The following is a 12,520-nucleotide window of genomic DNA, read 5'->3' as shown; positions in this document are numbered from 1 at the left end:
AAAACCTCAGAGCCTGATTCAGCCGACGATTTCGGTGTCGGAGAACCAGTACTTGATTTCCTGGGCAGCGGTTTCCGGAGCGTCCGAACCGTGAACCGAGTTCTCGCCGATGGAGAGAGCGTGGGTCTTGCGAATGGTGCCTTCATCGGCGTTGGCCGGGTTGGTGGCGCCCATGATTTCGCGGTTCTTCAGGATGGCGTTCTCGCCTTCGAGAACCTGAACGACGGTCGGGCCGGAAGTCATGCCTTCGACGAGCTCGCCGAAGAAGGGGCGTTCCTTGTGAACGGCGTAGAAGCCTTCTGCTTCGCGCTTGCTCATCCAGACGCGCTTGGAGGCTACGACGCGCAGGCCTGCGTCTTCCAGCATCTTGGTGATGGCGCCCGTGAGGTTGCGCTTGGTTGCGTCCGGCTTGATCATCGAGAAGGTGCGTTCAATCGCCATCTGTCTCATCCTTGTTTGGTGTCTGAAGGGAAAGTGGGCGGTATCTACAAGGCCCGAATCACGAAGACAAGGGGGATGGACGAATTTCACGCCCACGTCATAATCAACAGCGCCGATGGCACGGCGCTCAAGCCCCCGAGGAGAGGTCGCAGTGATCGAGAGCATTTCAGGCCGCATCGCGCGCTTCACCCATGCCGCCCCTGGCATCGGCGCCCATTGCTATATCATCCAGGCGAGTTCCGGCACATTCCGACGGCTGCGCGCCGACCAGCCCGGCCTGATCATCGTGCGCCAGGGCTTAAAGCGCGTTTCTTCGAGCAGGATCGGTCTCGAGGCGGGACCGGGAACCGCGATCGTCCTACCGATCAACGGGGAATGGACCGTCATTAACGAGGTCGTCGCCGATGGCGATTATCAAGCGGAAGCCTTCATGTTTTCGCCCGATCTCGTCAATGCCTATGCGAATGCGCAGCTTGCGCCATTGCGCGACGCCGCAACATTTCTTCCGGATGCCGAGTTCCAGACAGCCCTAGAACGGGCTGCCCACTGCCTGACAAAGGCCGGTGAGGCCGAACGGCTCCGCCGTCACATGCTCGGTGAGATCATCCTGCGTCTGGACGGGCTGGGGCTCAGCCTGCGCGCCAGTGGCTACGAGAGCCTGCACGACCGCGTTCGCGCCCTGATCGGCCGCGACCTGGCGAGCGACTGGACTGCGGAGCGCGTGGCCTCGTCACTCGGCGTCAGTGAAGCCACGCTTCGTCGCAAGCTTGCCTCCGCCAGGACCAACCTCACCGACATCATCGCCGATATGCGCATGACCCGGGCCGTCGGCCTGCTCCAGGCGACCGAGTTGCCGATCAACCGGGTGGCGCTGGAGGTTGGCTACGAATCCGCCTCCAAGTTTGCCGCGCGTTTCCGCGAACGCTTCGGGCTCTCCCCGCGCGACATCCGCATTCCGGCAGCGGAATTTGCGCGCATTGGAGCTGAAGATGATCGCATCGGGGCCGCAGCCGAATAGCGGAGCGGTTAGATTGGGCTCGCAGACATTCATGGAGCCCAATATGGCCAGACAAACATTTACCGCCGCTCTCCTGACCCTTGCCATTCTCGCCACACAGGCGCAGGCGGCGGAGTTTACCCTTTCCAGCCCCGACCTCCGCGATGGCGGCAAGCTTCCCGAGGCACAGGTCGCCAACAGCTTCGGCTGCAGCGGTCAGAACATCTCGCCCGCCCTTTCCTGGACCAACGCCCCCGAGGGCACGAAAAGCTTCGCCGTCTCGCTCTATGATCCCGATGCGCCGACCGGCTCCGGCTTCTGGCACTGGGTCCTGTTCAACATTCCGGCGGACGTCACGGCACTTCAGGGCGGAATCTCGCCCGAGGCAGGAGCGCCCGCCGGTTCGATCCAGAGCCGTGCGGATGCCGGCTATGCCGGTTTCCTCGGGGCATGCCCGCCAGAGGGACAGACCCACACTTATGTGTTCACGGTGACCGCTCTCGACACCGCGAAGCTCGATCTCGATTCCACGGCAAGTGGTGCGTTAATCGGCTTCATGACCAATGCCCATGCGCTGGCCAAGGCTTCCATCTCATTGCGCTACGGCCGTTAGAGGCTGCGACCGTCAGGCCACCTGACGGCCGGCGCCCTCATGCAGTTCCAGGCAACGCTCAAACCAACCCACGACCGGGTCGCCATCGGGGAGATGGATGGATCCAGTGGTGATCCGCAGCCACTGCAGCGCGCCGAACAGGATGTAATCGGCAAAGAGCGGCGTCTGCCCCCCGATGAAGGGCTGGAAGCCGAGCATGTGACGCAGGGGCTGCAGCTGGGCGGGAAGCGCTGCAATGGCGGACGCCCGCTCGGCATGGACTTCTTCGAGCGTTTTGCCGAGGCGCTTCTCGCGGCTATTGCGGAAATAGTCCTGGTCAGAAGGGCCTAGCATCTGGTGGATGTCGTAGACGGCGATCCGGGTAATCACCGGATGGACGATATGCTGGGCATAACCTTCGACCAGGCGAGCCGCCGCCTTTCCGCCCTCGCCGCCGAACAGGCTGGGATGATCGGGATACGCCTCTTCGAGATAAAGCGCGATCTGGAAGCTGTCGGAGACCAGCCGATCCCCGTCCCTGACGATCGGCACCGTCTTCGAGAATCCCTCTTCTGCCTTCGGGATTTCCGTGAAGGGTAACGGCCTCTCTTCGAAGGCCAACCCCTTGTGATGAAGTGCCATCACGATCTTCCAGCAATGCGGAGAAAAGGGGCGGTTCGGATCGGTTCCGCAGAGAGAATAGAGCGTCAGAGACATGAAGGACCTCGTTTCATTTACCCCACACAAGACCATTAGGGCCTGCGTGGCAAATCAGCAAATTTCATGGGATCCATAAGCCCTGCTTGTGCAAGCCACTGCTATGAATACCGAGGCCTGGCAGGGCGACGGTTTGAACGGGAGGATGCAATGGAACATCTCAAGATGATGGCGGCCTATAACCGCTGGGCGAACAGCCTCGTCTATGACGCTGCGGCCACATTGTCCGAAGACGAGCTGCACCGCGACACCGGCGCCTTCTTCGGATCGATCTTCGGCACACTCAGCCACATCCTGACGGCCGACCGTGTCTGGCTGTACCGTTTCATCGGCGCGGGCCCGCGACCTTCCACCCTCGACGAGCGCCCCTGTACCGGCTTTGCCGAGTTGCGGGAGGCGCGGGTGGAGGAGGATGGGCGGATTATCGCCTATGTGGACAACCTGACGCCAGCGCAGCTGGAGGGGCCGATCTCCTACACGCCGCTCACCTCCTCGGAACTCGTCCAGCAACGGCTATCCCCTGCCCTCAGCCACATGTTCAACCATCAGACCCATCATCGTGGCCAAGTGCATGCGGGCTTGACCGGAATGGGCAAGCCAAGCCTCGCCATCGACCTGATCTACTTCTTGCGGAGCGAAGGGCGAGCCTGGCTTTGAGAACAGAAGAAGCCGCACGGAATGCCCGTGCGGCTTCGAAGCTGATATCGCTGTCTGCCGTCAAGCGGCGCGTCGTGCGGTCGGCCCGCCACGTTGGAGCGAGAAGCGCGCCATCAAAGATTCCAGCGTGCCAGTTTCATGAACCAGTTGCTGGATCGCAGCGGTGGACTCCTCGACCATGGCAGCATTCTGCTGGGTGTTCCGGTCGATATGACCGATCGCGGCATCAATCTCGGAGAGGCCGGCGGACTGCTCGCGGGTCGTTGCAACGATCTTGGCTACCTGCTCACTGATCGAATTGACTTCCTGCGCAATCGTACTCAGCGCTTCGCCTGCCTGATCGACAAGGGAGACGCCGTGACGGACCTGCTCACCCGACGCGTTGATCAGCGTCTTGATCTCCTTGGCCGCATTGGCCGAACGCTGGGCCAGTTCACGCACCTCCTGGGCGACGACGGCAAAGCCCTTCCCGGCTTCGCCTGCGCGGGCCGCTTCCACGCCAGCATTCAAAGCCAGAAGATTGGTCTGGAAGGCAATTTCATCGATCACGCCGATGATCTGGCTGATTTCGCGGGACGAATTCTCGATGCGGCTCATGGCAGAGACGGCGTCGGTCACGATCGAACCCGAACGCTCTGCACCGTTGCGGGCCTGATCAACCATGCGGCCAACGGAATCCGCGACCTGAGCCGTCTGTCTGACCGTTGTGGCGACACCTGACAGCGCACTCGCCGTCTCCTCGATCGACGCGGCCTGTCTTTCGCTGCGCGAGGAGAGGTCCTGGTTTGCGTCAGCGATCTGGGACGTGCCAAGCCGGATGACCTTCGCGACCTCGCCGACCTGTCCGACAACAGCTTCGAGGTTTTCGACCGATGTATTGAAGGAACTGCGCAACTCGTCGAGCTTGCCTGGGAAGGGTTTGGCAATGCGGCAGGACAGGTCGCCATCCGCGAGACGCGACAGAACCGCACCCAACTCAGAGACGGCAAATTGCACCGCCTCCGCCTCCTTGGCCTTCTCGGCCTCGTGATGCAACCGCTCGTCTGCGGCCGTTGCATCTGCCTGTCTGGCGAGATCGGCCATGGCCGAGGCTTCCTGCCGGGCGACATTGGCCGTTTCGACGGCCTTGTCAGAGGCTTCGAATGCACGAACAACCGCGAAGGTCAGGGCAATCAAAACGCCGGACTGGAGAATGAGTACGACCGCGTGCAGAATGACGCGCGAAAAGTCGGATTCACCCGGGAAAACCGCCAACGGCATCACGAAGTAAACCGCCAGGTGATGCACGGCCACAAAGCCTGCAAACGCCACAATGGCTCGCCAGTCGATCCAAGCCGCGCAGACTGCAAGGGTCGCGAAGAAGTACATATGCATGTCGATCTGCAAAGGGCTACCGGAGAACGAATAGACGAGGATCGACACCGTCATTGCAAGGGCCATCGACGTCATGATCCGTGTGGCCTGTCCGGTCCGGTCTTTCAGCCACACGAGCGTCACTGGCGCCAACATCAACAGTGTTGCTCCGATCGCAAACCAATCCACGCCTTCAGCGCGCAGACTGTTTGAGAGAACGATCAGCGCAAAGTTGATCCACAGAAGAGTCTGGAGGCCCACAGAGGCCTTCGCGCGCAGATTTTGTAATTCGTTCATGTCATTTTCCTTCACGACAGCCAACTGCCAAGTCATGGTTCAGCACAAGGTATGCTCCGGCATCGAAGAGCCTTTCGGCGAAGCCGGGTTCGTCCGATTGAGCAACAGATATCCAGGGTGCTCTGCCCGCCCAGACGAAACGTCCACCGGCTTTCGCGATGACTGCCATATTGCCCTCCGCGCTTAGCTTCGGGTCAGTCACCACAAGCATGAACGCGCCCGTCGGACGTGCAATCACGGCAGCGAGAAGAACAAAAGAAAAAGCGAAATAGGCAGAGATGGTCATCCCGGGGGCAGGCATCTATTATCGTTCGCTTTCCGGTTTTAGCGACCCAGCCTACCCGCACGTCAGGAGAGCGACCAAGGCAGGCGTTTATCCACCTCATTATGGTTTCGGGTGGGCTAATATTCGGTAAATGACAAATATCAGGTCTGCGGCGGTATTTCACTGCACCGTAGAAACGTCCTTCAGGCTCGTGCACACCATCAATTAACCGCATTTCCCTCTTGCGCCTCGACATAAACCATTTGCCAAAGGTTCTGCATGACCTTTGTCGCCTGAACCTGGGGGACTGAGGCAAGAGGGGCATCCATGCAGGACAACATCACAGGCGGACAGCATCGCGCCGGAAAACCGGGCGCGGATGCCTTGCAGAAGATCGTGGCTGTGATGTTGCGCCAAGACATCGCCGCCCTGCCCCGAAATTTCGAACTTGTGTTCGAGGCCCTGAGCGGCGGCAATCCGGACCTCGGTCAAGACTTTACGACACTCGGCCCAAAGCCCAGCCAGCATGCGCTCGATCAACTTGGTCTCAAGCATCGGCTTCCCGGCCATTGCGGGGCGACTGCCGAAAGACTGCAGACGGAGGCACTCAAGGCTCTTTCGTCGATCAAGGCCAAGCTGGCACTGGGACTCGGCCAGAAGCGTAGCTTTGCCCGCTCCGTCGAGACGGCTGCAACGTCCATCCGCGCCGAAGCCGATGTCGGAATCGAACAACTGTTGGGCGAACTGGACCTCCTGGCATCGATTGCCAGGGAAATGGTCCAGGCGGAGACTCTGCTGGCCCATGAGGTAGCCGAAGGGCTAAACACACTGGAAACGGCGGATCGGGCCATGCAGGCGGCCAAGGCCCTGACAATGCGCGACCGCCTGACGGGTTTGCCGAACCGCGCGGCCTTCCTGCAAACGCTCGAGGAGACCCATGCGCGCAGCACAGCTGCCCGCACAAGTGCGCTGGTGCTGATCGAGATCTGCGATCTGGCACACCTGCATCACCAGTATGGCGACGAAGCGGCGGTCAAGCTGGTGAAGGGACTGGCCAGGATTTTCCGCAAGGCGATCAAGAAGCACGATTATATCGCGCGCATCGAGGCGGACACTTTCGCCTTCGTCTTCGACGACATCGACGCCGGTGACGCTCACATCATCGCCGAGCGGCTTTTCAACACGGCGGAGAACAATCTGGTCTTTGCAAGCGATACCGGTTCCGAGCTCGGTGGTTTGCCGCTGGCGCTCGGCCATGTGATGGCACATGAGGCAACGGACCCGTTACATTGGCTGTCGCTCGCCAAGACCGCCACCCAACTCGCCCGGCTCAATCCGCGCCAGCCGATCATCGGCCACAAGCCAGGTCAGCGTCAGGTCGCGTAAGTCCTTCAATGGAAGGGCCGGCGCCGACCGGTCGCACTCAGGTTACGCGGCGACGAACTGGTTGTTCTGCGTGAAGCGGACCGCCATGTCTGTCACCCCCTGGAACACGATCTCATAGGCTGCAGACGAGATTGCGGTGTGAAGGCAGGGCCATCGACAGAATTCGGCTCCCCGGCAGCGACGACGCCGATCAAGGTGTAGGGCTCCTCGGTCCCTAAAAACCAACCAACACCGCTGGCGCCGCCACCGTGCATGGGATGAGGTCGGGCATCATAGACTGAACCAGCCTTGACCTCGATGGTCGCTGTCTCCCGATACATGTAGTTTCCACCTTCGAGCCGAAACGGATAGCCAATGATCGTCACCTTGGTGCCGACACCCGCTGTGCCCAACTCATAGCGGCCGACCGCCGAGGCTTTCGTAGTCCGCATGACCGCTTAATCATACTGGTCAACCTGGAGAGACGGAGGATTGCTGGCCACGCGGGTCCATTCCGTCAGAACCGCCGCAACGTCGATCGGGTAATCGACGCCACCGCCGTTGTCATAGCCCTGAACAAACAGGATGTTGCTGGCCACCTTGTTGTCCATCCAGAGGCCGTGCGCCGCACCGATGACGATGTTGTCGGCTGCGGCGAATTGCGCGCTCGCCTCGTAGTCTATGCCGTCACGCGTGTAGAACAGTTTGCCGCCGAACTTATAAGGAGCCTCTCCGATCGGTGCCGTTTCCGCATCGTTGAGCATCGACCGTCGACCAATGCCCAGGGACGCCCGGCCGGTGGAGACATTCGTCTGCGCTGCGATCGCCTTCTGCCTCCTCTCCTGCGTCCAGTAATCCAGTGTAGCAGCCTGAAGTATGTCGTCACTGACAGCCCAGTAGGTAAAATCGTCATTTGCCATAAGCGTGACAGGCGCAATGAGTTGACCCGTCAGAAGAGCCGTCGATAGCATCGTCCAAAATCGCATGATTTTCTCCCATACCTGTTTGCGCCGTAATCCGGTCGCGTACAGACCTTAGGCAGATCAGGAGACGGCGGCTGTTTCGCACAGGACAGCGGATTTGCGCCGCTTCGAATGCTCAGGTCTTGTCAGGACCAAGGCTTTCGGCCAAAAGCCAGTCATGATCACGATCAACGACATCTCCGCCCGCATTGCCGGCAGACTTCTCATCGACCACGCGACCGTCGCCCTGCCGGCCGGCACCAAAGCCGGCCTCGTCGGCAAGAACGGCGCGGGCAAGTCGACGCTGTTCCGCATCATCACCGGCGACCTCTCGGCCGAAAGCGGAAGCATATCGATTCCGAAGAATGCCAGGATCGGCCAAGTGGCGCAGGAAGCGCCGGGCACCGAGGACTCGCTGATCTCGATCGTGCTCGCCGCCGACAAGGAGCGCGCCGCCCTCCTCCTCGAAGCTGAGACCGCCACCGATCCGCATCGCATTGCCGAAATCCAGACGCGGCTTGCCGATATCGGCGCTCACTCTGCCGAAGCGCGTGCCGCAACGATCCTTTCCGGTCTCGGCTTCGGTCACGAAGCGCAGCAGCGTCCGGCCTCGTCCTTTTCCGGCGGCTGGCGCATGCGCGTGGCGCTGGCGGCCGTCCTGTTTTCCGAACCGGACTTGCTGCTGCTCGACGAACCGACCAACTATCTCGATCTCGAAGGCACGCTGTGGCTGGAGGACTATGTGCGGCGCTATCCGCACACCGTCATCATCATCAGCCATGACCGCGACCTCTTGAACACCGCCGTCAACTCGATCATCCATCTCGACCAGAAGAAGCTGACCTTCTATCGCGGCGGCTATGACAGCTTCGAGCGGCAGAAGGCCGAGAACGACGAGCTGCAGATGAAGGCCAAGGCGAAGAACGACGCCGCGCGCAAGCATCTGCAAAGCTTCATCGACCGTTTCCGTGCCAAGGCCACCAAAGCCAAGCAGGCGCAGAGCCGCATCAAGGCGCTGGAGCGCATGGGCACGGTCGCCGCCGTGATCGAGGACCATGTCAACCCGATCACCTTTCCCAAGCCGGAGAAGCAGCCCGCCTCCCCGATCGTTGCTATCGCCAGCGGCGTCGTCGGTTACGAGCCCGGCAAGCCGATCCTGAAAAACCTCAATCTCAGGATCGACAACGACGACCGCATCGCGCTGCTCGGCTCGAACGGCAACGGCAAGTCGACCTTTGCCAAATTCATCTCCGGCCGCCTGGAAGCCCAGGCCGGGCAGCTGAAGACGGCCTCGACACTGAAGATCGGCTTCTTCGCGCAGCATCAGCTGGACGACCTGATCCCCAACGAGAGCCCGGTCGATCATGTGCGCCGCCTTATGCCGCAGGAGCCGGAAGCCAAGGTCCGCGCCCGCGTCGCGCAGATGGGGCTGGCGACGGAAAAGATGGATACGGCCGCCAAGGACCTTTCGGGCGGTGAAAAGGCACGCCTGCTGATGGGGCTCGCGGCTTTCCACGCGCCGAACCTCCTGATCCTCGACGAACCGACCAACCATCTCGACATCGACAGCCGCAAGGCGCTGATCGAGGCCCTCAACGACTACGAGGGCGCTGTCATCCTGATTTCCCATGATCGCCATCTGATCGAGGCGACCGTGGACAGGCTGTGGCTGGTCAACAACGGCACCGTCACCAGCTTCGACGGCGACATGGAAGAGTATCGCAGCCTGATCATCGCCTCCGGAAAGAAGCCGGTTGAAAAGGACAAGGCAGAGACGTCCGGTGGCGACCAGGTCAACAAGGCCGAGCAGCGGAAGGCGGCGGCCGACAAACGGGCAAGCCTTGCGCCGCTGAAGAAAAAGATAAATGAAGTCGAGGCTTTGACAAAGAAGCTGGAGACTTTGATTCAGGCGCTCGACAAGGAGCTCGCCGACCCGGTGCTCTACGAGAAGACCCCCGCGAAGGCGGCCGAAAAAGCCAAGCAGCGCGGCGAAGCGGCGGCGAAACTGTCGGCGGCGGAAGAGCAATGGCTGGAGCTCTCCGCCGAATATGAAGAGGGCATGGCCGGCTGATCGGCGCCATCCTTGTGTAACCCTGCATATACACTATTTTGCTGGCGTATAGTGACGCCATGCCGCTTTACGTGCGCGATGAACGGGTGAACCAGCTCGCCGAACAGGCGCAGAAAATCCTCAAGGCCCCAATCAAGACGGATGCGATCCGCCAGGCGCTGGAGCGCGTCGTGCATGAGGAAGAGCAGCGCCGCCCGCTGGCGGAGCGGTTGGAGAAGCTCCGGGCCCGACACAACATGCCCGCCTACGACACGCTGGAACCCTTCGACGAGAAGGCTTTTCTCGACGAAATGTGGGGCGATAACGATGTTCATCGATAGTTCGGCGCTGGTGGAAATTCTGACGGACGCGCCGCGACGTCAGGATATTCTCGATCGGATGGCCTTCTCGCCAACCCCTTTTCCACATCGGCAACGGTCATCCATGAAACTACCGTGGTGATCTCGTCCCGGACTAGGAAGACCGTTGAAGAGGCATATGCACTTGTCGAAGATTTTCTCACGGAACTGAACGCCGACATCCTCTACGCGAACAGCGACACGGCACGCGTCGCCCTTGATGCGTTCTCCCGCTATGCCAAGGGCCGGCATCCGGCCCGCCTCAATTTCGGCGACTGTTTTTCCTATGCAGGTGCCAAGGCCGCCGGTGCCGCCCTCCTCTATGTGGGCGAGGATTTCCGCCGCACCGACCTCGCCTGACCACACACACACGACAATGCAGAGGAGCAGCGCCATGGATCTCTTTCTCGAAAAGGACGACGATCCGCAGACGCTGGCCTTCGTCGCCGCCCGCAATACCCGGTCGCAAGAGACCCTGACGACGCGGGAGATGGAAGCCGATGCGGCCGCTCTTCAGGCGATGATGGAGCGACAGGACAGGCTGATCGTTCCCACCCGGCGCGGCGACTGGCTTTTCGATTTCAACCGATCGCGGGATAATCCGCTCGGTGTTCTGCGCCGGCTTCCGGCGGAACTTGTGCCGCGTGCCGATGCCCTATGGGAAACGGTTTTCGACGTCGATGCGTTCTGCGGCAGCGAAGGCAAGCGCTGGATCTTCGGCGGCTGCGTCACCTGCCCCTTCGAACCGACGCGCGTCTTGTTTCGCCTCTCCGACGGCGGCTCGGACCTGACGCGCTTCCTGGAGTTCGATCTCGAAACCAAACAGATCGTCGACGGCGGCTTCGATACGCCGGCGGTCCGGGCGCAGGCGGCGTGGCTCAGCGGTGACGAAATTGCCTATTTCGGCTCGATCGATGCGTTTTCCGCCACGCAATCCGGCTGGCCCCGGGTTGGACGGCGCCTGCGACGCGGCCAGACGCCAGCCGAGGCCGAGATCCTGTTCGAGGCAGACCCGAGCGACGTCACCGGCTATGGCTTCGTCATCGATCCTAAGCTAGGCGGTCATGACGGGCCGGATACGCGGCAGATCCGCGTTTTCATGACGAACCACGAGATCGGAAAGCTCAGCCTCCATGTGGAGGACACCAATGGCGTTGCCCGTCGCCTGCCGTTGCCGCAGGAGATTGGCTTTGACATCAACCACAGCCATGTCCTCTGGCTTGCCAAGAACGACGAGCAAGTGCCGAGTGGCAGCTTGGTCCTGCAGGAACTCACACCGTTCGGTCATGAGCCGCTGGCCTCTCGGCGCCGCATCCTGGTCAGCCCCGCACCGGGACGCGCGGTCCATCATTTCACGCTGCTGCGCCACTGGGCGGTCTATTCCGTCGATGACCGCCTCTCTCCATCGCTTTATGCGCTGGACCTGACACGCGAGGACGCGGAGCCGCAACGGATCGAACTGCCCGAGGGCATCGAAGCGCTGTATTTCACGCCGCTCTATGCCGACCTGCATCGGGGCGACGATACGCTCTCGGTGATCGGCTCCGGCTTCTTGGTGCCCCCCACCCGCTACATGCTCGCCCTCTCCGATCAGGACCGTCGACCGACTGATGACCCTCTGGTTCTTCAGCCGCAGGAGACCTCGCCCGCCTTCTTCGATGCAGACGGCATGACGAGCCAACTGCTGGAGGCGACATCGGAGGATGGCACCAGGGTGCCCTATCATCTGGTGCTGCCGAAAACGTGGACGATGGGCGAATTGCCGGTGCTGATCTATGGCTATGGCGGTTTTGGCGCTTCGCTTGCGCCGCATTATTCGGGCATCACCGGCCGGTTTCTCGAACTGGGTGGCGCTTATGTGCAGGCCTATATCCGCGGCGGCGCGGAGCTCGGTCCCCAATGGCACACAACCGCCAAGCGCCAAGGTCGCCACAAGGCTTTCGAGGATTTCGTGGCCATTGCCCGCGATCTGGTGAAGCGCGGCTATTCAAAGCCATCCCGGATCGCCTGCACCGGTGCCAGCAATGGCGGCCTGCTGACCGGCGTCATGGCGACGCGTTATCCCGAGGATTTCGGCGCCGTCTGGTGCCGCGTACCTGTCATCGACATGACGCGTTTTCACATGTTTCCTGCCGGACGGGCCTGGATGGACGAATATGGCAATCCGGACGTTGAAGCCGATCGCGCTTTTCTCCTCGACTACTCCCCACTCCATCAGGTCAAGCCGGCTGCCGAGAAAGCCTATCCACCGCTTTACATCGAAAGCTCGACAAATGACGACCGGGTGCATCCGTCGCATGCGCGGCGATTTGCGATGCGGCTGGAAGTCGAAGGCCACACCCCGCTGTTCCACGAATATGGCTCCGGCGGCCATGGCGGCGCTGGCAACTCGGCCGAAATGGCAAGACGCACGGCCATGGGCTACAGCTTCTTGCGCCAGACGATCATGAGGGCCTGACAGAAGA

The 12,520-nt window shown here is 61.3% G+C and carries 13 protein-coding genes and 1 pseudogene; 8 read left to right on the top strand and 6 right to left on the bottom strand.

The genetic code is table 11. The features are described from left to right. Nucleotides 1–18: 18 nt before the first annotated feature. Nucleotides 19–441 (bottom strand): nucleoside-diphosphate kinase, encoded by a 423-nt coding sequence (ndk, locus tag FJQ55_RS07095; RefSeq protein WP_062274915.1) that lies wholly within the window; start codon nucleotides 439–441, stop codon nucleotides 19–21. 151 nt (nucleotides 442–592) lie between these two features. Between ndk and FJQ55_RS07090 the strand changes: the two genes are divergently transcribed. Together FJQ55_RS07090 and FJQ55_RS07085 are read left to right on the top strand one after the other, a co-directional pair. Further along, a complete protein-coding gene (locus FJQ55_RS07090; RefSeq protein ID WP_161596964.1) occupies nucleotides 593–1,459 on the top strand; it encodes an AraC family transcriptional regulator in 867 nt (288 codons plus the stop codon). A 43-nt stretch (nucleotides 1,460–1,502) separates the two neighbouring features. Next, nucleotides 1,503–2,051: a YbhB/YbcL family Raf kinase inhibitor-like protein gene (locus FJQ55_RS07085; RefSeq protein ID WP_140826937.1), complete on the top strand. Its 549-nt coding sequence runs from the start codon at nucleotides 1,503–1,505 to the stop codon at nucleotides 2,049–2,051. A 12-nt stretch (nucleotides 2,052–2,063) separates the two neighbouring features. Here FJQ55_RS07085 and FJQ55_RS07080 read toward each other — a convergent pair whose 3' ends face one another. Further along, entirely contained in the window at nucleotides 2,064–2,747 is a 684-nt protein-coding gene (locus FJQ55_RS07080; protein ID WP_140826936.1) for a glutathione S-transferase family protein, read from the bottom strand. Nucleotides 2,748–2,897: 150 nt separating this feature from the next. Here FJQ55_RS07080 and FJQ55_RS07075 point away from each other — a divergent pair, with 150 nt between their 5' ends. Continuing rightward, nucleotides 2,898–3,404: a DinB family protein gene (locus FJQ55_RS07075; RefSeq protein ID WP_140826935.1), complete on the top strand. Its 507-nt coding sequence runs from the start codon at nucleotides 2,898–2,900 to the stop codon at nucleotides 3,402–3,404. Nucleotides 3,405–3,464: 60 nt separating this feature from the next. Here the strand turns inward: FJQ55_RS07075 and FJQ55_RS23960 are convergent, their stop codons facing one another. Continuing rightward, nucleotides 3,465–5,054, bottom strand: coding sequence for a methyl-accepting chemotaxis protein (locus FJQ55_RS23960; RefSeq protein ID WP_425467507.1), 1,590 nt, complete (start codon nucleotides 5,052–5,054; stop codon nucleotides 3,465–3,467). A 1-nt stretch (nucleotide 5,055) separates the two neighbouring features. Continuing rightward, nucleotides 5,056–5,340 carry a hypothetical protein gene (locus FJQ55_RS07065; protein WP_140826933.1) on the bottom strand — a complete coding sequence of 95 codons (285 nt, stop codon included), beginning with the start codon at nucleotides 5,338–5,340 and terminating at the stop codon, nucleotides 5,056–5,058. 306 nt (nucleotides 5,341–5,646) lie between these two features. Here FJQ55_RS07065 and FJQ55_RS07060 point away from each other — a divergent pair, with 306 nt between their 5' ends. Next, nucleotides 5,647–6,705: a GGDEF domain-containing protein gene (locus FJQ55_RS07060; RefSeq protein WP_140826932.1), complete on the top strand. Its 1,059-nt coding sequence runs from the start codon at nucleotides 5,647–5,649 to the stop codon at nucleotides 6,703–6,705. 92 nt (nucleotides 6,706–6,797) lie between these two features. Here FJQ55_RS07060 and FJQ55_RS07055 read toward each other — a convergent pair whose 3' ends face one another. Both FJQ55_RS07055 and FJQ55_RS07050 read right to left on the bottom strand, forming a co-directional pair. Continuing rightward, complete coding sequence (locus FJQ55_RS07055; RefSeq protein ID WP_140826931.1) at nucleotides 6,798–7,136, bottom strand: hypothetical protein; 339 nt, start codon at nucleotides 7,134–7,136, stop codon at nucleotides 6,798–6,800. A gap of 6 nt (nucleotides 7,137–7,142) precedes the next feature. After that, entirely contained in the window at nucleotides 7,143–7,670 is a 528-nt protein-coding gene (locus FJQ55_RS07050; protein ID WP_140826930.1) for a hypothetical protein, read from the bottom strand. Between the two features lie 154 nt (nucleotides 7,671–7,824). Between FJQ55_RS07050 and FJQ55_RS07045 the strand changes: the two genes are divergently transcribed. The 4 genes and pseudogenes from FJQ55_RS07045 (at nucleotide 7,825) to FJQ55_RS07030 (ending at nucleotide 12,513) form a co-directional block, all read left to right on the top strand. Next, nucleotides 7,825–9,717 (top strand): ABC-F family ATP-binding cassette domain-containing protein, encoded by a 1,893-nt coding sequence (locus FJQ55_RS07045; protein WP_140826929.1) that lies wholly within the window; start codon nucleotides 7,825–7,827, stop codon nucleotides 9,715–9,717. A gap of 59 nt (nucleotides 9,718–9,776) precedes the next feature. Beyond that, nucleotides 9,777–10,037 carry a type II toxin-antitoxin system VapB family antitoxin gene (locus tag FJQ55_RS07040; RefSeq protein WP_140826928.1) on the top strand — a complete coding sequence of 87 codons (261 nt, stop codon included), beginning with the start codon at nucleotides 9,777–9,779 and terminating at the stop codon, nucleotides 10,035–10,037. 75 nt (nucleotides 10,038–10,112) lie between these two features. Next, a pseudogene (locus tag FJQ55_RS07035) lies at nucleotides 10,113–10,415 on the top strand (PIN domain-containing protein); the annotation flags it as partial. 34 nt (nucleotides 10,416–10,449) lie between these two features. Then, nucleotides 10,450–12,513: a prolyl oligopeptidase family serine peptidase gene (locus FJQ55_RS07030; RefSeq protein WP_140826926.1), complete on the top strand. Its 2,064-nt coding sequence runs from the start codon at nucleotides 10,450–10,452 to the stop codon at nucleotides 12,511–12,513. Nucleotides 12,514–12,520 lie beyond the last annotated feature (7 nt).

Source organism: Rhizobium glycinendophyticum (genome assembly GCF_006443685.1).
GTDB classification, from domain to species: Bacteria; Pseudomonadota; Alphaproteobacteria; order Rhizobiales; family Rhizobiaceae; genus Allorhizobium; species Allorhizobium glycinendophyticum.
Note: the sequence above shows the minus strand (reverse complement) of the source record. Positions and strands in the feature narration are given on the sequence as shown.

What these genes read in the sequence shown, in the direction of transcription:
- ndk (WP_062274915.1), bottom strand. Translation starts at nt 441, where the DNA reads ATGGCGATTGAACGCACCTTCTCGATGATCAAGCCGGACGCAACCAAG.
- FJQ55_RS07085 (WP_140826937.1), top strand. Translation starts at nt 1,503, where the DNA reads ATGGCCAGACAAACATTTACCGCCGCTCTCCTGACCCTTGCCATTCTC.
- FJQ55_RS07080 (WP_140826936.1), bottom strand. Translation starts at nt 2,747, where the DNA reads ATGTCTCTGACGCTCTATTCTCTCTGCGGAACCGATCCGAACCGCCCC.
- FJQ55_RS07075 (WP_140826935.1), top strand. Translation starts at nt 2,898, where the DNA reads ATGGAACATCTCAAGATGATGGCGGCCTATAACCGCTGGGCGAACAGC.
- FJQ55_RS23960 (WP_425467507.1), bottom strand. Translation starts at nt 5,054, where the DNA reads ATGAACGAATTACAAAATCTGCGCGCGAAGGCCTCTGTGGGCCTCCAG.
- FJQ55_RS07065 (WP_140826933.1), bottom strand. Translation starts at nt 5,340, where the DNA reads ATGACCATCTCTGCCTATTTCGCTTTTTCTTTTGTTCTTCTCGCTGCC.
- FJQ55_RS07060 (WP_140826932.1), top strand. Translation starts at nt 5,647, where the DNA reads ATGCAGGACAACATCACAGGCGGACAGCATCGCGCCGGAAAACCGGGC.
- FJQ55_RS07055 (WP_140826931.1), bottom strand. Translation starts at nt 7,136, where the DNA reads ATGCGGACTACGAAAGCCTCGGCGGTCGGCCGCTATGAGTTGGGCACA.
- FJQ55_RS07050 (WP_140826930.1), bottom strand. Translation starts at nt 7,670, where the DNA reads ATGCGATTTTGGACGATGCTATCGACGGCTCTTCTGACGGGTCAACTC.
- FJQ55_RS07045 (WP_140826929.1), top strand. Translation starts at nt 7,825, where the DNA reads ATGATCACGATCAACGACATCTCCGCCCGCATTGCCGGCAGACTTCTC.
- FJQ55_RS07040 (WP_140826928.1), top strand. Translation starts at nt 9,777, where the DNA reads ATGCCGCTTTACGTGCGCGATGAACGGGTGAACCAGCTCGCCGAACAG.
- FJQ55_RS07030 (WP_140826926.1), top strand. Translation starts at nt 10,450, where the DNA reads ATGGATCTCTTTCTCGAAAAGGACGACGATCCGCAGACGCTGGCCTTC.